The following is a 23791-nucleotide window of genomic DNA, read 5'->3' on the forward strand; positions in this document are numbered from 1 at the left end:
CAAATGTGAAGTATACTTTGAGATCGAGTGTAGGAGTTGATGAAATGAAGAAACTGAAGTGGGGTGCTTTATTATTTTTAATCCTCGTCTTCGTTTTATCTTCATGGCCATCGTTTTTAGCTTTTAATCAAGCAGAACAAGTAGCGACAGAGCAAGATGTTAAGAAAATGGCCGTCGCCCTTGTGAATGAAGATAGGGGGGCATTTTTTAATGATGAACAATTAGATTTTGGTCGAGAGTTTGTAAGAAGTATTGAAAAAGATAGCACTCATAATTGGTATATTGTTAGCCGCGGTGTGGCTGAAAGCGGAATTGAACAGAACTTGTACAATATGATGATCGTAATTCCGCATGATTTTACGGAAAAAGCACTATCGATCGATTCTGATTCCCCGGAAAAAGTACAAATTAGTTATAAAATTAATGCATCTGAAAGCGATGCAGTAAGAAGTAAAGCGAAAGAAACGGCCATTAATATTTTAAATGATTTTAATCGTCGGATTATTGATGTTTACTTTGCAAGTGTTATCGGCAATTTACAAGATGCTCAAGATAATGTGCAGGAAATTATTGAAAAAGAAGCTCGTTATACGAATGCATATAATCAAAACGTCAATAACGGACTTGCAGAATACACGTCGCAATTCTCAGTCGTACAGGATCATTCAAAGATTTCAAGAGATAGTTTTACTAATTTTAAAGACATTCTTAAAATGTTTGAAGAAAACTTGTACGAAGGTGTAAATTCAAACCAAAAATACGTAACGAATTTCAGCGACATGGTGGATACTCACCAAGAACATCACAACTTCACTCAAAGCGTTTACGGTGATTTAAATACATTGCGAAATAAGATGCATCATGACGATGTTATGAATCAGCTTGATCAATTGAAATCTTCGACGGAATTTATACATAGCCAGTTTCAGCGAAAAGAAAAAACGGAAACAATCCTTACTCTTGGAACGAACATCCAAGGTGAGTTAAATAATGCTGTTAAAAAAGTAGCAGATGTAGAAAAGCAGCTTAATGATTTACTGGCTGATGAAAATAAGGAACTTCGCAAAAAGTTAAAAGAAGTATTTGATGGCGAATTTAACGATATCTTTAAAGGGAAAGGGATTTACCGCGAGCCAAATAGAGCGGTTCTCAAGAAAATTGAAGAAGAAATTTCAAAGTTGCCTACATTAAATGAGACTGAAATTATCGAATTAGGATTTGAGTCTAGAGGCGAACCGAACACGACAACACGTTTAACGAACGTCATTAAAGTGACAAAAAAGCTTCTTAATGATGATGAATTTGGAAGTGGAAGAGGACCTGCAAATAACGAAATCCCATTAAATAAATTAGTAGAAGATGTAAAAAGGGAATTGAAAAGAACTGGAGTTACTGCAACTGATACAGTCGAGCTTCCGTTACGTGATTCAGAAGGTGAAGAGTTAACACAATTTAAATTGACTAACATTCCTGAAGAATTTTACGTTAGAAATTTAAAGTTATCAGTTGCCGACTCAAACTGGTCAAGTGACTATAATTGGTATAATGGGCAAACGATTGAACTTCCTAAGGATTTACAAGGTGAACTTAAAGTTGAAGCAATATTTAGGCTAAAACAAAATGTTTCAGAGATTAATATTTTTGAACCAATGACTTGGCGTTGGGAAGTTTATGAGCAAAGAAAAACAGAACAACATGGTAATGACCCACAGCCAGAACAACTAGATAATGAGAAAGAACATAACCTTGAAGATTCTGGAAGTTCTATTCATCCAATGGATAAAGAAGCTTCGGATGATACTGAAGAAGAATCCGACGGTGGGGAAGAACCTAAGGAGCCTGAACCACAGACAGAACGGATCGAAATCAAAGAAGAAATTGAAAATAATTATGCTACTCATACCGTGCAAACATCGCTTTTAGATAATAAAAAAGGTCGTTTTATTAATGAAGCGGCAGAAACGGTAGCAAGTTACGAAAGATTGTTTTCGTTGTATGAGCTTTATTTTGGTTTCGATATGACTCAGTTACCAAGCGAATTTAATGAAAAAACGCTAAGCGAATTAGCAACCGAACGATCTCTTTACTATCTGTTTAATAAAACAGATGTTGTAGACATCATCGTCGGTGCAATTATCGATAGCATTACAGAAAATACAGCGGAACTAGTGAAGAAAGTTAACGGAAAAATAGCTAACTTTAAAAATGAACTAAACGATACTAAAAAGAACGTCAACCAAATGGTAGAGACAATTGATCAGACGAAAACAAAGGCCGAAGCTTTAAACGCAAACGTAGCACAAACGTTAGCAGATTTGGAAGAGTGGCGTGAAGAAAGCTTAAATCTTGTTGCAGGGCAGGAGCAAGTTCTACTTAATGAAGAGGAAGACATGGCGTTGATTGTCGCGCTTGATCAAGAGTTCAAAGCGTATTTAACACAAAGTCAAGCTTTAGCAGAGCAAGCAAATTCCAATTTAACCTCCGCTGACCACGTATATGACACGCTTGAAACGATTGACAATCATGCGAAGCAAATTCAAGAAAGTGGTGCTGCAATCGTATCGAATGCAGATGCGTTATCAAAACAATTGGTCGAAAAGTTAAAGAACGACAAAAATTTTGCAGATAATTTTGTGAATGTACTTGCAAATAGTCGGATCGGAGATCGTCCGAATGAAGACTTATACAGTTTCTTATCGGAGCCGGTTAAAGTGAAAAATGATGGCATCATCATGGCTGGTGATTCGTTAACACCATACTTTTTAGTATTGATTTGCTTTATCGTTGCACTGTTCACCGCATATGTTATTTCAACATATGATGAACGTCGACAACAAAAAGTAATGCATGATGAAGATGCCTCACTCATGAAACGAAATTTCCCGATAACGGTAATTACTGCGAGTATTGGCATCGTCGAAGGGCTCGTCATTTGTATCATATCAGGCTATTTACTTCAAATTAGTCAAACGAAACTCATTCAGTGGATTGGTTTAAATGTGCTCATCATGGTGACGTTGCTACTAGTTACAACCTACTTACTACGACAATTGAAAATGGTAGGAATGTTTATTTTATTAATGATGCTCAGTTTGTATTTGCTAGTTACGAATGCTCTCACGAGTGACGGTGAATGGAAGTTTAGCTCGCTTAAGCAAATTTCACCTTTACAGTACATTGAATCGATGTTAGCGAAGTTTATGCAGGCAAGTGGGGGATATAGCCCAGTTGTCATAAGTCTTGCTGGCATACTCATTTTAAGTTTAATTGGAAATCTATATGTGATACAACGCTCGAAAGAGAAAGAGGTTGAATCCAATGAAGGGATGCCTGAAGCGAACTAGTATATTGATACTGTTTCTTTTCTTAGCCTTAGTATTACTGCTAGCATTCCCTGTGAATGCGGAAGAAACGCTGCAGCATACTGGGAAATTACGTTTTAAACAAGAACGAATCGGTGGAAATAATGCATTATCCGGTCAGGAAATATCTGCCAATACGGAGACCGAACTTGAAAAGATTGCTCCAGAATTATTTGATGATACAACGAAAAAAATGATTGAAACGAAACAAGTGGAACGAGATGAAGAACAAGCCGAATTAGAAAAAACCTTGTTTCTTCAACCGCATGAAGAGAATGTCGTTTTAAAGGAAACAGAAGCGGTTTTGTTTGCAAATGATTACGTCACACCTAGATTAGTTTCTGAAGCCGAAGAACATCTTGAAAGCAGTGACTCTGGTTCAACGAACACCCCGATTTTAGCAAGCTTAATCGGGGTGGCGTTAGCCATCTGTGGAGGAATTTACGCCTTTATGCGAAGAATGTTCGAGTAAAGCTTTGCAACGATTTAAATCTAAATGATCATTTTGGTGAAGGAAAGAAGTGATGTATGTTACTTTCATCGTTTTACTCGATTATGTAAGCTAACTTGAGGTTGCGTAAGATATAGTACTTCTCCTTCATCTTCTGTTAGAAGCTGTTCAAAAAGTCCGATAAAAACAATTCGAATAATAAATGAGCTAGCGTTTTTGTAGGAACTTCTCTAAAGAGTAAGATAAAATGTCGCAAACACAATGAAGAAATAAGTATGTCTAGCCTAGGGTCACGGACTTTCTGACGATGTTTTAAATCGTCTAGCTTATCGTTCGCTTCATATGTGCAAGGCGATATAGAAATCAGCTTGCTAGTATCGATGTCAATACGAGATAGTGTTTTTCTAAGATGAGTAATTGAAGGCGCATATTCGTTGGATTTTTTTATCCTACTTTTTGAACAAGCTTTTGAATGGGATCACTCGTCAAAATGAATTGAGGGGAACAGTAATGTCAAGTAAAACACATGTTAACGTAACGTTAGATTTTCAACACTTGGGCGAATCAGAGTATGATTTACGTATCCCTATCCATCAGCCTATTAAACAACTGCTAATAAATATCATACAGACGTTACAGTTAAACGTTTCACAATCGTCACCATGGGTCATAAAAGTACCGACGAAGCATTTACTGTTAGCAGACGACGATAAACTTATCGATTATAAAGTGACAGATGGCGATCGATTAATCGTCATTTCAAAGGGGTCAATGAGAGAATGAAAGAAAAAAATATAAAGATACATGATTTTGAACTGCAATTTTTAATCGAAGAAGATACGTGGCGTCTGTCGTTAACTAAGTCCCAAACGAGAGTTAGAGAAGTTAGTCAGCTCACTTTAATTAAAGAGCCATCAGATTATTTTGTACCGGTTAAAATTGAAGATGACAATGACGCATTTACGTTTGTTTACTCGATTCCATCTCGTGCCAAAACGTGGAAAGACATTGTCAAGCTAAACCGAAATGACAAGCTTCGTTTATTGCTTAATGTTGCTCGTTTTCAAGCATGCTTAGATACGAGAACGAGCTTTTTTTTACATCCAAATAATCTTATCTTTGATGATAATCTTATTCCAAAGCTTGTATATCGCGGAATTCGTGATTACGTTCCTCCGTACGAGATGAGTGAGGAAACATTTCTTTTGCAGTATAAATGTTTAAGTATCGCCCTATTTTCCAAAAAGTTTACGTTTGATGAGCTTTATGCTGGTTCAATTAAACATATAAAAGATTCCGATTTTGAAAAAAAACTCGCATCATTTGACGAGAACGAGTCGCTTGTAGCTTATTTGGAAAAAGAATATGTCAAAGAGCAAAAAGAAACAGAAGAAACGATGTCTCTCGTTCCAAAGAAACGTTTCGTTCTTTTTAAGCGTCTAGCAATTTCAATGCTCGTTTTATCCGTATTATTAGCAATACCACTCGTTTATTTTAGTCTCGTTAAAGCTCCTTATCAGGAAGATCTTCTCGAGGCGCATCGTGACTTCCTTGCATCGGACTATGGAAAAGTCATTACTGATTTAAATGAAATTGATCCAGAAAAATTGCCCGATCCGGCGAAATATATTTTAGCTTATTCATATGTTATGACTGAGAAATTGTCAGAAGATCAAAAGACAGCAATTATGAACAATATTAGCTTGAAAAGCGATCGTAATTATTTACTTTATTGGATTTATAACGGGCGAGGGAATTTTGAAAAAACGGTAGATTTAGCAAAATACATCGATGATCCGCAATTAATTATGTATGCCATTATTAAACAAATTGAGCAGGCGAAAAATGATCCGAACTTAAGTGGCTCAGAACGTGATGAACACGTTCGCTCGCTGCACAATGAGCTCAATGATTATCGTAACGAATATGGGTTGGAAGAAGATGACGAACTCGGCTTTCCAGATCAAGAAGCTGTTCCGGCAAATACAGACAAAGACGAACAAGAACATAGGAAAACTGACGATACCAATAAAAATAAGAAAAAGTCTGACGAAACACCGAAGAAGGACAGAAAATGATCGAGGTAATGATCATCTGAGAGAGGAAGAGAAAAATGGCACAACAGATGTTGTTGTTGAGCTATGATGATGAACTGCATAAATGTCAATTGACGAAAGATGAACATAAAGAAGTAACGGTTGGAAATAACGTTTCCGATACGGTGACATTTCAAACCGTTCCGACGAGTTTTTCTGTCAATTGGGATGGGGAAAAGTGCGAAATTGCAGAACAAACACTTCATCTCAATGATCAACTCGTCATTCATTTGGAAAATAGGCCGATGCACTTTTATTTAATTGACGGCTCGAGTTGGAAAACGTTTGATACGTCATCAAAAAGAAGCATTACATTTGGCGCGAATGACTACGATGATATCCAGATTAACGGAACGTCAGTTGATTTATTGTTATATCGAGATGCTCTAAATGATCGATTTCAACTGGAAGTGCTACGCGGTGAAGTTTATCACAATTACTTACTTTCAACTGGAAAAGTAGAGCTTCACCTTGGGGATGAGCTGTTTGTCGATGGAATCATTGTAAAAGTCGGTGAAAATCATATTCAAGTCCTTGCTAATGAAAAACAGATATCGACAACATTAACAACGTTACATGTTACCGAATCTATTTATGATGGTGACTACCCAGATTACCACCGTTCACCACGAATTATTTATCGTGAACCTGAAGAAAAAGTGACGATTGCGAAACCTTCAAGCAAGCCGTCAAAACCGAGTGAACAGCTTGGACGACTTATCGTGCCACCGCTTGTCATGATCGCCGCTATGGTTGTCGTTTCGTTTTTTCGAGCAAGTGGAGTATATATCATTGTCATGTTAGCGATGACAGTGACAACAATTATTTATTCTACGATCTCATATGTTAAAAATGTGAAGCAATATCGAAAAGATACGAAAGAAAGAGATGTTGAATATCGCAAGTATTTAAAACAAAAAACGAAGGAACTAAATGAAACGACTGAAGAACAACGATATGCCTTGGAATATCACTATCCAAATATTGAAGAACTGCGTGAAATGGCCGTCAATGTCCATCCACGCATTTACGAAAAAACGATGTTCCACCATGACTTTTTAACTTATCGTGCTGGGCTGGGACAGGAAAAAGCAAGCTTTGAAATTCAATTCAATGAAGAAGAATTTTCACTTGATAAAGATGTTCTCATTAAAGAGGCGAGGGAATTAAGAAATCACTATACAACGATTGATAATGTACCGATTGTAACAACTCTTGCGGAAGGTCCTGTCGGTTACATTGGGCAACGAAACCTCGTCCTTGAACAGTTGCAATTGCTTGTCAGTCAATTAGCGATGTTTCACAGCTATCATGATTTACAATTTATAACGATTTTTCCAGAAGAAGAAAAGTGTGAATGGGAATGGATGCGGTGGTTACCTCATGCAAGCTTAAAAGGGATCAACGTACGTGGTTTTGTATACCATGAACGTTCGCGAGATCAAGTATTAAATTCTTTTTATCAAATTTTAAAAGAACGAAAATTAGAACTTGAGGAGCATGGAAATAAAAGTGAAAAAATTTATTTTTCTCCTCATTTTGTTGTATTGATTACAGACGAAAAATTAATTTTAGACCATATCGTCATGGAGTTTTTCAATGAAGATCCGAGAGATTTAGGTGTTTCGCTTGTCTTTGTCCAAGATGTTATGCAGTCTTTGCCAGAACATGTGCAAACCGTTGTTGATATACGCGACGCTACTAACGGAACGATAGTTCTTGAACAAGGTGAACTCGTGAATCGTAAGTTTACGCTTGATCATTTTCCAGAACAATTTAACAAAGAAGATATTTCAAGGTCACTTTCCCCATTAAACCATTTACAAAATTTGAAAAACTCAATTCCTGAAAGTGTAACATTCCTCGAAATGTACGGAATTGAAAAAGTTGATGAACTAAATGTCATATCACGTTGGGAACAAAATGATACGTACAAAAGCTTAGCTGTTCCGTTAGGATTACGTGGGAAAGATGATATTGTCAAATTAAATTTACATGAAAAGGCACATGGTCCGCACGGTTTAATAGCAGGAACAACGGGATCAGGAAAATCAGAAATTATTCAATCTTATATTCTATCCCTTTCGGCTAATTTTCACCCACATGAAGTGGCATTTCTTCTTATTGACTACAAAGGTGGGGGAATGGCGAATTTATTCAAAAACCTCCCGCACTTGTTAGGAACAATTACGAACCTAGACGGTGCTCAATCGATGCGTGCGTTAGCTTCAATTAAAGCAGAACTTCAAAAGCGGCAACGCGTATTTGGAGAGCATGATGTCAATCATATTAATCAATATCAAAAGCTATATAAGCAAGGCGAAGCAAAAGATCCGATGCCACATCTGTTTTTAATTTCTGACGAGTTCGCCGAATTGAAAGCGGAGCAACCTGAGTTTATGAAAGAACTCGTATCCACTGCACGAATTGGGCGTTCACTCGGGATTCACCTCATTTTAGCAACTCAAAAACCGAGTGGAGTCGTTGATGACCAAATTTGGTCGAACTCAAAATTTAAGCTTGCACTTAAAGTTCAAGATGCAAGTGACTCCAATGAAATATTAAAAACACCTGATGCAGCAGAAATTACATTGCCAGGTCGTGCATATTTACAAGTAGGTAACAACGAAATTTATGAGTTATTTCAAAGTGCGTGGAGTGGAGCTAATTACGTTACAGATAAAGAAGATGAACAAGCCGTCGATACAACCATTTATGCAATTAATGAACTCGGGCAATATGATATTTTAAGCGAAGATTTAAGTGGACTTGGTGAAAAGGAAGACATTAAAAAAGTGCCGACAGAGTTAGAAGCAGTTATCGATTACATCGCTGTCGTTGCAAACGAACAACAAATTGAGACGCTACCACGTCCATGGTTGCCTCCGCTTCAAGAACGGATAAGTCTACAAAAAATAAAAGGTGATGTAAATAGAGACGGATGGGAAAGCAATGTACTTATGCCGTTAGAACCAACGATTGGATTTGCGGATTTACCTGAAATGCAAGATCAGAAGCCATTGCGAATAAACTTGACGAAAGACGGTCATCTCGTTGTATTTTCAAGCCCAGGCTATGGAAAATCAACATTTTTACAAACAGTCGTTATGGATTTAGCGCGAGCACACAATCCAGAAATGCTCCATGTTTATTTACTTGACTTCGGTACGAACGGATTGTTGCCGCTTAAGGATTTGCCCCACGTTGCGGATACGTTTCTCGTTGACGAACAAGAAAAAATTGAAAAGCTTTTACGCAGACTTACAGAAGAAATAAAAGTTCGAAAACAAAAACTTAGTGAGTATGGAGTCGCAAATATTGAAATGTATACGAAAGCGAGCAGTGAAAGCGTACCACATCAAGTTATTATTATCGATAACTATGATTCTGTACGTGAAGCGGACTACGTTGAGGAATTTGAAGCATTAATGACACAGATTGCACGTGAGGGCGGCGGTATCGGACTACACTTAGTTATAAGTGCGGGCAGACAAAATGCACTAAGAATGCCATTGCTTTCCAACATCAAAACACAAGTCGCGTTGTACTTAATTGATCAGGCAGAACTTCGAGCTATCGTTGGCAAAACAGAAATCGAACCTGAAGAAATTGCAGGACGAGGATTGATTAAGCTTGAACAACCGACGCTATTTCAAACGGCTTTGCCAGTTGAAGGAAACGATACGCTTGAAGTGATTGAACGACTTCAACAGGAAGCAAAAGATATGCGAGAATCATGGACTGGAAGCGTGCCACAACCCATTCCGATGGTCCCTGAAACCCTTCATTTTTCAGAGTTTAAAGAATGGAAGAGTACAAATGCGATTTACGAGAATCATGGGATTAGTCTCGGTGTCGATATGATTGACGTATTACCTGTTCCGCTTTATATCGAAAAAGAATCGCCATTTGTGATTACAGGCGATGATTATTCAAAAACGATTGATTCGATTGAAATTGCAATTGATTCATATATTCATATAGGGACAGATGTCATCGTTATCGATAATGAACAATATACTTTTTCTGATTATCAAAATGAAAATTGTGCGTACGGAGAAGGCAAAGATTACTTCATGCAAATATTTGACCGATTGAAAGATTGGTTCATTAAGCGTCGTGAAGCAGTAAGTGAATTGCGAAAGCAAAATGCACCACGTGAAGAAATTCAACAGTTATATAAAGAAATGAATCTCGTAACGATTGTTATAACGGATTATGCGATGATTCGTAGTAAATTGGACCCATCGATCGAAGAGCAATTTATTACATTGCTAGAACAATCAAGAGAATATAATCTGAACTTCATCATAGCTGCATCGCTCTCATTATTGGAAGGTTACGATCCGCTAACGAAATATTTAAGAGAATCAGGTTCAGCCCTGCTCTTTAGCGAGTTGAAAAATCAAAGTGTGTACCACGTCTCAAATCGATTGACATTTGAGAAGAATTTAGAAGCAGGAGAAGCATACTACATTTCGAATAATAAGCAGCTTAAAATAAAAGTTGCCAAAAAAGGGAGGCCATCATATGCAGGCGTTTGAAGTGGCTGACTCTATCGTTTGTATGAATAACACACCGTTACAAGGAGACGTGTACATATCGATCACGACTGGCATTGGTTTTACATCGCGAAAAATTAGGGTTGATAAAGTTGAGAAGTTTATCGGTGCATCTACGGCAAATGTCTATTTTAATTATGTAAAAACAGTACTAAAAAAGAAATACAAGTTAGAAGTCGGCATCTCCGTCTCAGCGAATGCCACAAGTGTATATTGGAAATCATCAGAAGAACAATACGTAACGGAGATGCAATATGTTTTAAACGAACTATTTAACAATTTTATTGACGAAGGATTGTTCATGAAGGAAAAGAAAAGTACAATTGAACGATTTCAGACCCATTATAAAAATCTAGAATTTCGCGGCCGTTTAAAAATAATGGAATTCTCGCATAAAAACAAAGACTATCAATTTGAATATCTCACGAAAGATTTACTAAACGTTACCGTTGAAGAAGTACGAACGATGCGGAATTATTTACTTTTCCCGCAAAATTTATTTTTATTTATCCATGGCTCAACAAACAAAGATGCCGTTAAACAGTTAGCCATACCAAACATAACACCAACTCATGTGCAATATCTTTTTCGTCTTGAAGACTATCATTTTCTTCAAGACGAAGCTTTTATTAAAAAAAGCAAAGATGATTACCAATGTGGTTGTATAAAATTTGAACGTGGACCGACCTTTGAACACATTTCGAAAGAATATGCCGTTCTTACATTAATTGGAGAAATGTTGTTTAATGGGTACTTTTCAATAGAAGTTGATCATATGGATGCGAGTATTATTTATTTTGAAACTCCGTTACGTAAGTATAAGCATGATGTGATACGAATCATTGATCGAGATAACGTCGAGAAAGCAAAAATAAGATTTTTGAAACGGTTTGACCAATTCATCGGACAACAACCACACGCGTTTGTGGAAATGGCGGGGAGACATCATTTCGATAAAATTAATATTTATGAATGGTACGACAGCATAAAGACACTTAATGCTAAAGAGATAAAAGACTTCGTTCAAGTCCGTGATTATAAAATTCGTGAGGGGTATATCCATTATTACAAGGAGGAAAGCAAATATGGCATCATCTAATGAAATACTTCTAAACATAGAAGGTTTTGATTCAGAAATTGAACAGTTTACAAACTCGGTTACAGAAGTAGCTTCAATTGAATCAAAACAAGTGCTAGATATTAAGAAACAATCAATTTTAGAATCGATGGATATGATGATGTCAATTTTAGATTCTTTTGCTAAAAGTATGGATGCATATGTCGCATTATCACGCAAAGACATCAACGAAATGAAGGTTCTGAAAGAAAGATGGGTTAACAAAGACGCAGAAATCGCTCACGATATTGAAGGGACGTGAACGAAGTGCCTAGGTTAGTGAATGACGAAATCAACGAGCTTGTTGAAAAATTACGCAACTATCAAGATCGTATATCGACAGCCGTATATGAACAGTTCAAACGGTCGTTAGTGCTATCAAAAACACATCATTTACGTGGAAAAACTGGCGATGCGTTTAAAGAATATATGGAAATTGTTCATATTCAACTAGCCGAAAAAATTATTAATATCGTCCATGAACTCCACGATGCTGCCAATCAAATGCGAATGGAGTTTTTAAACTATGAAAAAAATGAAAAAGGAATTGTTGGTTCCGGCACTATCGAAAATGTGAAGCAAACAATTGAAAACACGGGTAGAACATTTGCTCAATTAGACACTAAATCAAATCAACTGTTAAGCCGAGCTGCTGAGTTTATAAGTACGACGAAACTTCCGACTGAGTCAGTGTCAAATTCATATACGAAAGTATTAAACAACATAGAAAAAACGAGAACAGGATTAGATGAAAATGATACGAAAGTTGCGAGCAATTTAAATAAGGTTAAAGCGCGAGTTGAGCAACTGTTTCAGCAAATTAATGATTTATCTGAGAACTTTCGCGATAAAAGTGGCATCGATTATAGTAAAATTGATGCGATTAAAGAGCAAGACTGGTATACCGTTGAAAGTGACGGAGCTTTCGCCAAAATGGTTGAAGATGATCCGTTTATCTATAATGCCGGTCACGCCTCTGTCGCAGATGGACAATGGGTAACAGGGATTGACGGAGATATTTATTTTGCTGCAACAGGCTATGCGCTAGGTGCTGAAGGTTATTATCAACGAGAAGGTTACGCTATAGATACAGCAGGGGAATTTGCTGCGTTAAAGGGTTCTCTTGAAGGGCAAGCGACAGAATATGTTACAGGGAGTATCGAAGGGGAACTTATTAGCGGAGACGGAAGCTTCACTTTCGATTCAGAAGGAATCGATGCGGAGGGTAATGTCGCTGTAGCAAGAGCAGAAGGAACGGCAATGATTGGAACAGAGACATTTAATGGATATGTCACTGGAAAAGCAGATGCTTTTTCTGCTGACGGCCAATTTGCAGTAAAAATTCCTGAAGATGAAGATGGCGATTTTAAATTTGCTTTAGGTGGAAACGCTTCTGGTGCCTCAGCAAAGGTTGAAGCAGGTTTAACGCTGTTTGGTGTTGAAGAAGCAAGTGCTTCTGCAGACGTGGACGGAAATAAATCAAGCAAGTCTTTACTCGGTGTTGATGCGTCCGTTAGTGCTGGCTTTCAAGCGTCGGCTGGCGTAGAGTTTTCAAGTGAAACTGTCTTTGCATCAGACTTTGCTAACGTGAGAGCAAATACGATCGCGGTAGACTTATCCCTTATTATCGGCGTCAAAATAGACTTACAAATACCATCGATACAGCTAAAGTGGCCATGGTAAACAATGAAGGTGGTGATTGCCATGCATGAACGGATTCAATTGGAACAAGAATATAGTGCGAAACAAAGCCAGCTACAAGCTTACAACAATCAAATGACAGTGTTAAACAACAAGATCACGAGAGTTGAAAAATTAAAAGCAGAATTTGTTGAGCATAAAAGTGAACTTATCGCATTGCAAAACAAATTAAAGACAATCGCAAAAGAAAATTACGATTATTGGATCGGTGATCGGCTTGATCATTATCAAGATCTGTTAAGGGCTGATTTAGTAAATGATAGTCTAAGTGATTATATTAAGAAAATTGATCAAAACTTAGACGAACTGAACAATGAGTTAATGAGACTGCAAAATGAAGTGTATAGTACAGAAGGATTGATCGGAAGTATTAAATCAGCATTAAATTGGCTCTCTACAAAGATTGAAAATCTTGTGAACTAAATTCACCAAAAGGTGTGAAATAAATGGAGAAAATTAAAATTGTGCCAGCAAAAGCGCATGAAGCACAAATGAATGACGAAGATATACGGCATGAGCTTGATGAAATTCAAACATTTTTTGATACGCGAAGTTTTTCATTTCAAGACGGAACGATTAACTTCGTTATTATCAGAGGCTTGTATTCTCACATTGAACGAGCGATGACGGTTGTTGGTGTGTTTGTGAATACGACAGGAAAAACAATTTGTGGATTAAAAGCCACATTACAATTTCAATCACGAACTCAAACAGACGCTCGATTTGGAGAAATCGCGTTAGAGCTCCCACGCTCATTTTTAGGGGAAATTAAACAGAATGAAGGGTTTATTCTTCATTTAAAAGTGCCGGTTCAAGGATTAAATGCTAAAAAAGAAAAATATGAAGCACCTGAATTGGCTGGTGCAGTGAAAGACGTTGAAGTTGCTTTTCCAACGTAGTTGATGAATCGTTGTTACAATTGGATATTTATGAAACAGTTTAAACGAATACGTGATCATTTGAGTTTTAAAGCGAGACTTATGAGGTAATGAGCGTCCGTTATCTCTCACTTGGACTTCTTCAACTCACTGTTCGGCGTTACAAATAATACACTCTTGATTTTGATAGTGATAGTGAAGTGTCACCAAGCTTCGGACGCAGATGATGATGCAATGTTCTTTAGTACTATCTGCATTTTGACATCCTGCGTTTCGTTTGCAGTAATGGTTCGGATGTAAAAAAGCAAACAAAAGCGAAGCGAAAAACGCGGAGTTCTATTGCAATGTTTGCACTAGCACATCCTGTACTCTGAAGCTTCAGTTGAACCACACTAAGTCTTCTTTATCAAAGTCTTAAAGTAGGGATCTTATGGACGGTTGCCACGAGCACAATAAGTCCGCAGGTAGAGTGGCGAACTTTTAAATGACATAAAAGATGATGGGAGAGAACAAATTGAAAAAAAATTTTATTCTCACAATGTTGGCAATCGTATTAATGTTAGTAGCATGCAATGGCAATTCAACTGAAACAGGAAAAGATGAAAACGTTGACGACGCGAGTGAAACAAATGCTACTGAAGATAAGATGAATGACAAAGAGCAACTCACATTGCAAGTGTTAAAAGCGGATGAAGAAGCAGGTGCAACGATTGAAAATCATACGATTTACAACGAGTTAAACAAACTTATTCAAGATAACCCGGATATTGGTCAAGTAAATGATTTTAGTTTATATACTGTGAATACGATTCATAATGAAGAAGGTGAAACGAAGCTCGTTTTGCTAGGAATCAATCGCCTCCCGATGCCGATTAAAAACATCGCCTTTGATTTTACACTCGGGAACGATCAGGGTGAATACATTTGGAAACAGCAAGAAGTGACAATGAGTGAAGACAGCGCTGGCACATTGCAAACGAACGGTGCTTTTCCGATCATTCTTCCTTTATCTTCTGAACAAGAAGAATTATTAAAAAGCTTAAACGAAGATAATCAAGTTATGGAAATTGAAAACTTTAAATACGAAGAGGCATAACGTACGAAAAGGTAAAGACAAACATATGAATAGGCATGCGAAGGCTGCAAGCCGTCTAATCATCATTGGAGCCATTTGGTACTTCTTAGGCGCAGTGTTTTTATTTACAATCGGAATGATTACGCCAATTGATATCAATATCAATGGAGTACACACGCGAGCATATTTATGGGAATTTACTACTTACCCTGGTCCCCTTTCGCTGTGGGTTGCATTCATAGCTATTCCTTTCATTTTGGCAGTTACCGGATTGACTATGCGCAAAAGACTTAAAGAACATGCAACAACAGCCCAAGGAGTATTTTTGCTCGTATCTGGCCTTGTGACATTTTTAACCGGTGCAGGAATTTTATACATCATTGCTGGAGTGAAGACGTTACTAGCAAGAGAGAACACAATACAATTTCAACAGGAACAATCATGACTAAAAGCGAAACTTTTCAGACTCTTGTTGTGCACAATGTAATTCAAGAGTCTCTTTTTAAATCATAATAAAAATTGAACAGGAGGTATTTATCATGACAAACACAAAAACAGAAAACTTACTCCCATTAGGTACGCTCGTTTATTTGGAAGATGGAACGAAAAAAATTATGATCGTCGGCAGAGGAGCGGTTGTGGAAGATGAAGAAAGTGGAGACGATGTCTACTTCGATTATATGGGTTGCGCTTATCCGGAAGGAATTGACCCAGAGAATGCAATCTTTTTTAATGAAGAAAACATTGATGAGATCTTACATAAAGGTTATTCAGATGAAGAAGAGCAACGCTTTATGAAGCTATACAAAGATTGGGAAAACAACTTAACGATTGAGAAAAAGATGATATGAGTTTATTCCTCAGAAATGGGAAGCTACATAGCGGTACTTCATCAAGTTGCGGTTCAAGTCTTGGCTGAATTAAGTTAAAGCCTTCAGCGATGTCAGATTTTTTGGAAATTGAGAAAACCTTGGCATAAAGACGCCAAGGTGTATTTAAGAGGAAGAAGGTGAGTGGATTGGATTATACCGCACGCATTCAACAACTTGAAACTTTGCGAAGCTCAGTATCCAGTAAACAAATAAGCAGTTTAGAAGTTGTCCTAAATTTTTCGGGAGAAATCCCAAGTTGGAATGGCGGCGTTTCTCAAGACGGTTACTTAGACCTGATCCAGGATACAAAAGAGCAAGTTTCGTCTATTTATTCAGCGAAACCAAGCTTACTTGATGCGATTGATACCCGAATTACTCAATTAAAAGCGAAAATTGAAAGTCAATATAATCAACACTTATATGTTGTGAATCGAACGTATGACAGTGAAGATCCCGTTAGGAATAGACAGTTAAAACGACAAGCTTTGAATAGGTTGACTTATTTGGACTCAACAGTAAGAGCGCGTTTAAGTAGCAGAATATAAGGAGCTAAATGCAAATGTCTGAAATTAAAATTAACGGTGATGCCGTTTCTCCTTCTTTAAGTAAGTTACATACTAAATTACAAGAATATGAGGAGTCATTAGTTGATTTAAATAAAGAGTTACTAATGGCGCAACAGCTATTAAAAGGTAAGGCATATTCCACACTGTTAGACGTAACAGAAACATTTGTTAACCAGCAGAAAGATTTATTAATTCACGAGAAGATGGTTCAAACCACAATAGAAAATTATATAACCGATATGGTTGCAAAGGAAAGACGCTCAAAACCTAAATTTAGCGTATAGGATGTGAGGACGTATGTCTGAAATTCAACATAACCGAGAAACCGTAGATGCGTTAATAAATAAAATGATCGAAGTGACAGCAAAAAATGAGCAAGTAGAAGCTATCTTAACAAATTTAGCAAAAGTAATTCAATCGGAATTTGCCGGAGAAGCAAAAGAGAGCTTAGACATTTTACTTACGAACGAAATTAAGAAAATAAAAGATGAAAAAGCAAACTGGCAAAAGTTAATCGAAAGAGCGCAAAGCACTGCGGACAGTATGGAAGAACATGATGCAACATTGGCAACAGGCGGTGGCGGATGGAGGTAGTCGTAGCGGTGCACTTCCAACCCTATAGAATGACATGGTTGTTTAAGGAGGTCTTGAAGGATGGGAAGAGCAGGCGGTAAATTTATATTTCCTGTTTCACGATATTATGCAAAATCAACAGAATTCAAAAGAAAACTAGATGATTTTTCTAATGAGATTGATACTCGCTTTTTTCAAGTTGTAAGTCGGAATTTAACCAATTTACATAGCCAGGATCAACAATATCTTGAAGGTGTCTTAGCGTACAGTCGTGGAAAAGCTAAATTAAATAAATTGAATTCAAAATATATTCCGAAATGGAACAATATGCAAACAGAAAACAGCAACAATCCAATGCGTCTTGTACTTGAAGCAGATCAGGAACATAAACGTAACTTTATTTCATTAAAAGATGAACAACTGAAAAGTCGGCTAACTCAACAATATGAAATTAAAGTCCAAGAAGCCTTTTTTGTTGAGATCCAAAAAATGAGCAAAGAAGAAATTAGTAAAAAATTTGGAGACATGAAAGATATATTTGAGGAAGTGCTTGGAAGTGACTGGTACTCAAGATTAAAAGATGCTAGTTCACTTGCCGATTTTATTAATAATTTCTCAGAAAAATTTGACGATCTTGCAAAACATCATCCAACGAAAGCTGCTATTTTATTAAAAGTAATGGAGCAGTCCGATGGCTTCACAAAAATGCTTCGAGAATCGGAAAATTTTGTTCGAAAGTTAAAATCATCAAAGCATATGCAGGCTGTCTTAACGCTCGCTTCAAAACCGGAAAAACTATTACAGTTAGCTTGGGAGCTAGGCGACAAAAAGCTCTTAAAATTCTTACACAAATCAATTGAATACTTGGCCGAGAGCAAATTAGCCAAAAAAGTTATTGGAGCCGGGGTTAGGTTTGGTTGGGCAGGTGCGATTGCATCAATAGGCATTCATGGATACTACAACGTAAAAGACGAACGTGTTTGGAGCGACTTTACTGAAGGAAGAGCTGCTAGAGGAACCGTAAAAGCTGTTGCAGGTACGGCAATCGATATGGCAAAAAATTTTGGTGTCATTGATGGATTAATTGTGGGTGCAGTTGTTGGTGGAGCAATAGGTGGCACGGTTACTATTCCTGCATTTGGTATAGGCGCTGTACCGGCAGCTGTAGTAGGGGCCGTCGTAGGAGGAGTGGTTGGTGGGATTAATCAAGGACTTCAGTTCCTTTTTCCAAAAATGTATGACAGTATTAAGACTCGGGCGTTTAAAGCGGTTGATTGGACAGCTGATATGGCAATAAAAGTTGGTAAAGGAATTAAAGCTGGTTATAATACAGTGAAAACTACAGCGAGCAAGGTTATTTCCCATGCAAAATCAAAGGTTAATGAATTTGGAAACGCTGTACAACGAGGAATTGACAAAACAAAAAAAGTTATTGAAACTGGAAAACGAGCTTTGAAACTTTGGGATTCTGTTAAAAAATTGTCAAATCCGTTTAAAAAACCGTCACCATCTTATTGACCTTTTTTCAAAGAAAAGGAGCTTTACTATGAAACGAGCTTTTTCAGCAGCATTTAGCGACGTAGAGAATATAATTGATGAAGCCGAAGTTAATGAAATGTATACAAACAAGAATGAGAAACTTAAATTTAAAGATGTGTTCATGACACTGTTCTTTTATTTTGTATTGATCAGCCCATTGTATTTCTTCTACTTTATAAGCAAGTTTATAATTAGGGAATTTAAGATCAATCCTGAAGAATTTGCTGTTCCATTGGATTTAAATAATGCTTATATCTCCTTTTTAGATAATTTTCACTATGTTCATTTAGTAGCTATCTTGTATTTAATTGCAACAATATGGTTTTTAGTTGCGAGAAAGAAAAGTATTTTAAAAGCATCTTTAATTTATAACACGAGTCTTTATATTTACGTGCTAGCTTTGTTTATTTACTTATTCAAGATAAGCCAGTTGTTCGTAAATGATCCAATCTTGCGTCATATCTATACAGCTCTTCTTGTTGTAATTATTATTTACACAATAAAAAGGTGTTACCAGAAAGCATCATTATTTATATTTGACAGGCAAATTCAAGTTCAATCACAAAAAACAAAATGGAATATAAACAACAAAAAAATTATCGGGGGAGGTGTTGCTTTATTAGGTTTTTATCAAGTATTTAAGTTAACGGCACTTGGTAAGGATTATTTGGATTTTGAGAGACAACTTATCGGTGCGATAATCGAATTTTTTCCATTGATTGTAGCCTTTACACCGTTGACATTATTATTATTTGTTAAACCTCTTGTTCGTTTTTTTTATCTGAATAAATATTCCGAGCAATTTAGGTCAAAATTCGGTTATGAAAAAAAAGAATGGTATGGACAGTTATGAATTGATTATCGCAAAATTATAAAACAAAAACTACTCAGTCCCTTGATTTGCACCATATGCTTCAAGGATCTTTTTTAAGCCCAATCATGCATCATGTCCGTACATCAGAGTGACACAAAAAAATAAATAATTTTAGCTTTGGACGGGCAATTTTATTTATTATCTTTTTTGTTGGCCTAGCAACTTATGGTGGCACATGGTTTGTGGCTAACGAAGTAGTGAAAATCTGACACCTACTTGATAGCCATAATGAGTTTGCGAAGTTTTTCCCAAGTATATGGTATCCAAGCTCTCCTTTTTTTTACTCTGACAATAATACGTTGGCAAATCGAAAAAAAATAAAAGGATTTTTTCTTTATCAAGTATTCCTTACGCTGTTTTTGCTCACTTTTTTGCTAATCTTTTTTATTGTAAGCCAATTATTTGTTTCTAATTTTGTTCTACGTATGATTTATGTTGCTTTGGTTATTGATTGGTTTTTATTTGCCGTAATAAAAAGTTATCGAAACGTGATTGATATGGTGTATGGAGACAAGAAGGAATGCTCTGCTTTAGTGGAATGGGCCAGTAAAAACCAGAAGGCAATTATGGGGGTATTGTTTGGTATCGTGGTTTATATTATATGTCAAAAGTCATTTTTGAAGACACAGGAGAAATATCAACTAGATTTTGGGGTTCATTGGTCGAATTTTATCCTCTAGCAACTGCGTTGTTGCAGTTAACTTTTATTTACCTTTTCGGTGTCGCTATTAGAAGCTATTATTTAAATAAATACTCAGAACAATTCCGACAAAAATTTGATGTAAAAGAAGAAGAATGGTACGGAGAAAAAGATAAGTCGAGTTAATAAGGCTAGGGGCTTATAAGATGAAAAAACTAGTTTCCACGTCATTTAACACGGTACAAAATATCATCAGTAAAGATGAGGTAGAGGAGCTGTACAAAAATAAATCAAAAAAATTGAAAAGCCGAGACGTTTTAATGTTTTTCGTTTTCTACTTTATTTTGATTGCTCCTCTTTATTTCTTTTATTTTATTAGAATGGGGATAGTGAAGGGCTATGAAAACTATCCAGAGGAATTTACGATTTCTTTGGATTTAAATAACAACTTTATTCTTTTTATAAATGTCAAGATAACAATGTACACTTTCGATTGTTTAACGATGTACAAATTTGTTTATTAGGTATGGCTGCCGCCATACCTAATAAATTTTGGTTAAGCTTACGACTTTTTCTCCGTTTGAATATGGTCCTTTAGTCGATAAGAATCTCCTACAATATTAACAACTGTCGCATGGTGAAGAATTCTATCGAGTATGGCGTTTGCTAATTTGGGATCTTGGAAGATATCTCCCCATGCAAAGATTCGATATTACTATCTAATTAAATTTTCAGAACCATTTCAAAAGTTTAATTTTGATGAAGACCAATGGTATGGACAATTGTAAAGTCATTATTGAAAGAGATAATAAGCTTATTTTAACTAAATTATACAACAATACTCCCCAGATCCTTGACTTGCAAAACCTTGTTCAAGAGTCTGTTTTTAAATACAAGTATTATGCCAAAGGGTGTGAGTAAATTATGAGTGCAGTTTTAAGTTCATTAACACAGCAGCATTCTAAGGCAATCAGTCAAAAGTTAAATGCGCAAGCGAGCATTTCAGCGTTGCAAGAAAAAATTTCTCGTTTACAAGTCGCACATGAGAAACTATCAACGGAACTTAATGTGCTGAGGTCAACGAGTCAGAAAATAAGAACCCTTAAAGTCGTTGATCATCAGTGGAAGGGTACAAAGAGAAATTCATTCGATCATCATTATTCAGATTACAAACAAAGTGTTAGCCAGTATGTTATGAGAACAGAAGATAGGCAAGAACAGCTGAAAGAAGAAATTCAAAGTGCTCAGCAAAGCTTGTATTCATTTGAACGTACTTTGGCTATGCTCAATTCACAAATTTCTAGCTTAAACGATCAAATCAAACAAGTGAGGAGGGAGAGTTAAGATGTCGAAAGAAATTAAGTTAAATACTGAGCTTTTCCGAAGTAATGTAAAAAGTCTTCGTTCATCGCTTGATGGCTTATATGTAAGCATGGGACGAAATAAATCATTCAACATGACGACGATTAACCCATTTAAAAATGATCTGGAAAATGTCATGAGAGCATTGGAACTTCTAGAAAAATATAAAGCTCTTTTGAATGCGGATATTAATAAATTACAAAAAACCGGAGAAGAAATGATAGAACAAGATGAGAGAATATCACATTACACTGGCAGTTTAGGAGGCTATGAACGAAGGAGGATATAGCGGATGAGTTATAAAGTAGATATTGCTGAAGTCACCACCTTTTCTAATGAATTCTTCTCAATGACAATTCAACTTATTGATGGATTGGAATCAGCAAAATCTGATGTTAATCGTGTTGTACAAATGGAATCATTTACTGGAAAGGCAGCGGAAGCAACGAAAAATTACTTTAAACAATTGCATGTAACACTCATAGAAGCCTTTCAAGAACTGTTTACAGAATTGCAAATTAATTTAGATAACCATCTCATTCACTTTCAATCATATGTTGATTCAAGTTCTTCGGCAAAGATAGATAATCACTATTTATTCAATACCGATGAAACGATTGCATCGTATTATAAGGAATTAGAAAAAATTTCGTTAGTAATTAACAGCATACTTAAAAGTATCTCAGATATTAGCTATGTAAATCCGGTAAGTTTATCAAGTGTGAATGAAAATAAATTTAATGTTACACAAACGATCAAACAACTTCAACAACGATTCCTAGCATTTACTGACGTTGGCAGTATAGATAATTATAACGTAGGTAAAATGATCTATCAAATTGAAACGATGTTAGGTATGTGTCAAGTTATTCTCGGTTGTTCTTTTACACCAATATTTTCAGCACTCTATTTTTGTACGCTTTTTAGGCTACCGCGCTATCGCTTGGTTTCCGTGTTATTTCGTTACGTTCTAAAAAGCAAGAACCTAACGAAATAACACGGGGAAAATGGGATTAGCTAATTGATTTAAATAATCTTCCTATCGCTGAAGAATGGGCTGTATATAGGCTAATTGAACCTTGTTTAGCACCGATTGATGGACGTGTTGGCTGACGTAAAAACTCTGACATACGTACCGTTCTCTTTACTTCACGTTGTTTTCTATGACTTCTTTTTTGTGATGCTAAATATACCTCTCTTAACGTATTATTTTCTATCCCTTGCTTTATTTTCACCATAGCTTCCGCGCCTTCCTTACTCCAATGCATTCCTCGCTTTTTCATACGAAAAGAAATATGTCGTTGACGGGATTCCATTACACCTAAACCTCTTGCACCCTCTGGTGGATCATCTATTCTTTCGTGCCAATCAGTAACGTAGTCCCAATGGTTTAAAATATACGTACGGAATTTGCCCACCTTTTCGATTTTCTTCTCATCTTCCAACTTACTCTCATATGTATCCAAAATGAGCTTAAAATCATCCAAATTATGCTCTTTTAATGCTTTTCGGATCTTCTCTTTCCATTTGCTCTTCTTGTAACCAAATGTGCGATTAATAGCCTGTTCAATGTGATAAGCATCTAATTGATGTAAAAGAGAAAAGCTAGATTGTGAAAATGCTTGCCGGAATTTTTCAGCTGAATACGCAGAGCCACCATCACTATTTGATACTACTTGAGTATTTTCAAGGGAATACTCATGCGCTGCAAGGGCTTGAACTTCGTTCCAAAAATCTTCGGTCACTTTTGTGGTCATGATAACTTTAGGATTCCGTAAGGAAACGCGCTTTCCGTTCTTATCCCAACCCTCATACATGATGGCGTGGGAGACCTCAATATGCTTATTCCTTTTCAGATCACGAACAAAAACACCATCAGCCTCTGTATAAAGAAAATCTACTTTTTTCCCCTCCGGCAATTCAGCCGAATCCTCAAGTTCCTGTACCATTCTTTCATCAGCTTCTGCTTGAGCTTTCCCTACGCGTCTTACAATACTTCCAACAGTCGTATGACTCATTTCAACAGCTGTCCACTCTTTCAATATCCGTGCTGATTCACGATAATCGCTTTTACTAGCCAATTCCGCCACTTTTACTTCAACAAGCGGACTTTGTCGCTGGCG

The 23791-nt window shown here is 36.6% G+C and carries 24 protein-coding genes and 1 pseudogene; 23 read left to right on the top strand and 2 right to left on the bottom strand.

Annotated features, from left to right (window positions below; translation table 11 throughout):
• The first annotated feature begins 44 nt into the window (after window positions 1-44).
• From esaA to ABU914_RS00975, 20 genes are all read left to right on the top strand, one after another.
• Window positions 45-3344 carry a type VII secretion protein EsaA gene (gene esaA, locus ABU914_RS00880; RefSeq protein WP_379667860.1) on the top strand — a complete coding sequence of 1100 codons (3300 nt, stop codon included), beginning with the start codon at window positions 45-47 and terminating at the stop codon, window positions 3342-3344.
• Window positions 3319-3834: a type VII secretion protein EssA gene (gene essA, locus ABU914_RS00885; RefSeq protein WP_379667861.1), complete on the top strand. Its 516-nt coding sequence runs from the start codon at window positions 3319-3321 to the stop codon at window positions 3832-3834. The genes esaA and essA overlap by 26 nt, the downstream gene beginning before the upstream one ends.
• A 489-nt stretch (window positions 3835-4323) precedes the next feature.
• Window positions 4324-4596, top strand: a complete 273-nt coding sequence (locus ABU914_RS00890) for an EsaB/YukD family protein (protein WP_379667862.1) — start codon at window positions 4324-4326, stop codon at window positions 4594-4596.
• Window positions 4593-5891, top strand: a complete 1299-nt coding sequence (gene essB, locus ABU914_RS00895; RefSeq protein ID WP_379667863.1) for a type VII secretion protein EssB — start codon at window positions 4593-4595, stop codon at window positions 5889-5891. The genes ABU914_RS00890 and essB overlap by 4 nt, the downstream gene beginning before the upstream one ends.
• Window positions 5892-5926: 35 nt before the next feature.
• A complete protein-coding gene (essC, locus tag ABU914_RS00900) occupies window positions 5927-10453 on the top strand; it encodes a type VII secretion protein EssC (RefSeq protein ID WP_379667864.1) in 4527 nt (1508 codons plus the stop codon).
• Window positions 10440-11570, top strand: a complete 1131-nt coding sequence (locus ABU914_RS00905; protein WP_379667865.1) for a hypothetical protein — start codon at window positions 10440-10442, stop codon at window positions 11568-11570. The genes essC and ABU914_RS00905 overlap by 14 nt, the downstream gene beginning before the upstream one ends.
• A complete protein-coding gene (locus tag ABU914_RS00910) occupies window positions 11557-11850 on the top strand; it encodes a hypothetical protein (RefSeq protein ID WP_379667866.1) in 294 nt (97 codons plus the stop codon). The genes ABU914_RS00905 and ABU914_RS00910 overlap by 14 nt, the downstream gene beginning before the upstream one ends.
• Before the next feature lie 5 nt (window positions 11851-11855).
• Window positions 11856-13271 carry a T7SS effector LXG polymorphic toxin gene (locus tag ABU914_RS00915; RefSeq protein WP_379667867.1) on the top strand — a complete coding sequence of 472 codons (1416 nt, stop codon included), beginning with the start codon at window positions 11856-11858 and terminating at the stop codon, window positions 13269-13271.
• Between the two features lie 21 nt (window positions 13272-13292).
• Window positions 13293-13712 carry a hypothetical protein gene (locus tag ABU914_RS00920; protein WP_379667868.1) on the top strand — a complete coding sequence of 140 codons (420 nt, stop codon included), beginning with the start codon at window positions 13293-13295 and terminating at the stop codon, window positions 13710-13712.
• Window positions 13713-13735: 23 nt separating this feature from the next.
• Window positions 13736-14188, top strand: a complete 453-nt coding sequence (locus ABU914_RS00925; protein ID WP_379667869.1) for a hypothetical protein — start codon at window positions 13736-13738, stop codon at window positions 14186-14188.
• Window positions 14189-14681: 493 nt separating this feature from the next.
• Window positions 14682-15263, top strand: a complete 582-nt coding sequence (locus ABU914_RS00930) for a hypothetical protein (RefSeq protein ID WP_379667870.1) — start codon at window positions 14682-14684, stop codon at window positions 15261-15263.
• Window positions 15264-15288: 25 nt separating this feature from the next.
• Window positions 15289-15687 carry a hypothetical protein gene (locus ABU914_RS00935; RefSeq protein ID WP_379667871.1) on the top strand — a complete coding sequence of 133 codons (399 nt, stop codon included), beginning with the start codon at window positions 15289-15291 and terminating at the stop codon, window positions 15685-15687.
• Between the two features lie 94 nt (window positions 15688-15781).
• Window positions 15782-16093, top strand: a complete 312-nt coding sequence (locus ABU914_RS00940; protein WP_379667872.1) for a DUF4176 domain-containing protein — start codon at window positions 15782-15784, stop codon at window positions 16091-16093.
• A gap of 167 nt (window positions 16094-16260) precedes the next feature.
• Window positions 16261-16659, top strand: coding sequence for a hypothetical protein (locus ABU914_RS00945; protein ID WP_379667873.1), 399 nt, complete (start codon window positions 16261-16263; stop codon window positions 16657-16659).
• A gap of 14 nt (window positions 16660-16673) precedes the next feature.
• Window positions 16674-16964, top strand: a complete 291-nt coding sequence (locus ABU914_RS00950; protein WP_379667874.1) for a hypothetical protein — start codon at window positions 16674-16676, stop codon at window positions 16962-16964.
• A gap of 13 nt (window positions 16965-16977) precedes the next feature.
• Window positions 16978-17274, top strand: coding sequence for a hypothetical protein (locus tag ABU914_RS00955; protein ID WP_379667875.1), 297 nt, complete (start codon window positions 16978-16980; stop codon window positions 17272-17274).
• 60 nt (window positions 17275-17334) lie between these two features.
• Entirely contained in the window at window positions 17335-18771 is a 1437-nt protein-coding gene (locus ABU914_RS00960) for a DUF6861 domain-containing protein (protein WP_379667876.1), read from the top strand.
• 28 nt (window positions 18772-18799) lie between these two features.
• On the top strand, window positions 18800-19645 hold the full coding sequence (locus ABU914_RS00965) for a hypothetical protein (protein WP_379667877.1): 846 nt from the start codon (window positions 18800-18802) through the stop codon (window positions 19643-19645).
• Between the two features lie 622 nt (window positions 19646-20267).
• The gene (locus tag ABU914_RS00970) at window positions 20268-20492 is read left to right on the top strand and encodes a hypothetical protein (RefSeq protein ID WP_379667878.1); all 225 of its coding nucleotides are present in this window, start codon (window positions 20268-20270) and stop codon (window positions 20490-20492) included.
• Window positions 20493-20512: 20 nt separating this feature from the next.
• Entirely contained in the window at window positions 20513-20830 is a 318-nt protein-coding gene (locus ABU914_RS00975) for a hypothetical protein (protein WP_379667879.1), read from the top strand.
• Between the two features lie 38 nt (window positions 20831-20868).
• Here the strand turns inward: ABU914_RS00975 and ABU914_RS00980 are convergent.
• Window positions 20869-21006: pseudogene (locus tag ABU914_RS00980) on the bottom strand (ATP-binding protein); the annotation flags it as partial.
• A 224-nt stretch (window positions 21007-21230) separates the two neighbouring features.
• Here ABU914_RS00980 and ABU914_RS00985 point away from each other — a divergent pair.
• The 3 genes from ABU914_RS00985 to ABU914_RS00995 are packed head-to-tail and all read left to right on the top strand — an operon-like array spanning window position 21231 to window position 22665.
• Window positions 21231-21650, top strand: a complete 420-nt coding sequence (locus ABU914_RS00985) for a YwqH-like family protein (protein WP_379667880.1) — start codon at window positions 21231-21233, stop codon at window positions 21648-21650.
• Window position 21651: 1 nt separating this feature from the next.
• Window positions 21652-21957, top strand: a complete 306-nt coding sequence (locus ABU914_RS00990) for a TIGR04197 family type VII secretion effector (protein ID WP_379667881.1) — start codon at window positions 21652-21654, stop codon at window positions 21955-21957.
• A 3-nt stretch (window positions 21958-21960) separates the two neighbouring features.
• Window positions 21961-22665: a T7SS effector LXG polymorphic toxin gene (locus ABU914_RS00995; protein WP_379667882.1), complete on the top strand. Its 705-nt coding sequence runs from the start codon at window positions 21961-21963 to the stop codon at window positions 22663-22665.
• A gap of 16 nt (window positions 22666-22681) precedes the next feature.
• On the opposite strand, the gene ABU914_RS01000 is transcribed toward ABU914_RS00995, so the two are convergent.
• Window positions 22682-23791 (bottom strand): ISLre2 family transposase (locus ABU914_RS01000; RefSeq protein ID WP_379667883.1); only part of this gene is annotated, 1110 nt, incomplete at its 5' end.

The sequence above is a fragment of the Pueribacillus sp. YX66 genome, assembly GCF_041725775.1.
Taxonomy (GTDB): Bacteria; Bacillota; Bacilli; order Bacillales; family UBA6769; genus Pueribacillus.